This window comes from Rhizobium aouanii (assembly GCF_037002925.1).
In the GTDB taxonomy this organism is placed as follows: Bacteria; Pseudomonadota; Alphaproteobacteria; order Rhizobiales; family Rhizobiaceae; genus Rhizobium; species Rhizobium aouanii.
Map to the genome: position 1 here is coordinate 1 of NZ_JBAMYD010000054.1, position 967 is coordinate 967.

Genomic DNA, 967 nt, shown 5'->3' on the forward strand with positions numbered 1-967 from the left:
GAGAAGGACGTTCGTCAAGCTGCGCTGCTCTTTGAAGCCCTGCAGCAGACAAGGCGATCTGCCGACTTGGCGCTCGTCTACAACGAAGCATGGGAGCGCGGGCCTGCGTGGCAAGAAGGTATTCGAACCGGGGCGGGAATGCTGCCGGCACAAGATGCCGAGCGGCTCAACACGGTCCTGATCGAGGGGGCAAAGAAAAACCGAGAGGAAATTGAACTTCCGTTTGGAGAGTAGGCCGTCTTCCGTTTCGAAAGCCAAGCAGTTGATTTGATTCGAAGTGGCGAAGACAAATATGGTGTCGAGAATTCAAGTCCGCTCAAGACCTGGAGATGGTGCAAGTCCTCAGCTATTTCCGACTATGCTTGATTTGTGTACACTCATCCAACTCTCCACGAGCGGCCACGTTTACGATGGCAGGAAGCGGCCGGCATCGACGAATGCATCGCGTGCGTGACAGCCAGTCGCGGCAGTCTTGTCGGGCTATCTCGGCAGCGCGGGGTAAAAGTTGGCGAGCCGCATGTTCTTGCCGCCGTAACCGCTCGACTGACAGGTCTACCTCGATCGGAACGAGAGCGCCCGACGGTCGCGCGGGTTCGGCTCCTCACAGCGCTGCATAGATTGCTTCGGTGAGTTCTGCCGGAAACCGTCCGCCGGGCGACTGCCCCTCTAGGCCCGCGTTGGTGAAGGCGACGACCGTAAGCCTGTTGGTCCGGTTGACAGACCACGAATGCCCATAGGTGTGAACCCGGTATGGAGAAGACCGAGCGGCTGGGTGACGAGATTGCGCACCGCCTGGTCCAGCAGCTGGCCGGTCGCGCGTTCGATCCCCGACAAGATCAGCGATCGACACCCGAAAATGCGTGGCGAGCTTGGTGAGAAGTTCGATAGACGGGTTGGTGCTGCGACCGGTCTCCAGGTCATAGACGTGGGTTTTCGATGCTCCGATAGCATCAGCCACATCCTGCAA

At 58.9% G+C, this 967-nt stretch carries 1 protein-coding gene and 1 pseudogene; one reads left to right on the forward strand and one right to left on the reverse strand.

Features of this window, described 5'->3' with window-relative positions:
- Positions 1-234, forward strand: a pseudogene (locus tag V8P77_RS34675) (nucleotidyltransferase family protein); the annotation flags it as partial.
- Positions 235-601: 367 nt separating this feature from the next.
- Here the strand turns inward: V8P77_RS34675 and V8P77_RS34680 are convergent.
- The coding region (locus V8P77_RS34680) for a helix-turn-helix transcriptional regulator (protein ID WP_264396487.1) at positions 602-967 on the reverse strand (366 nt) is incomplete at its 5' end.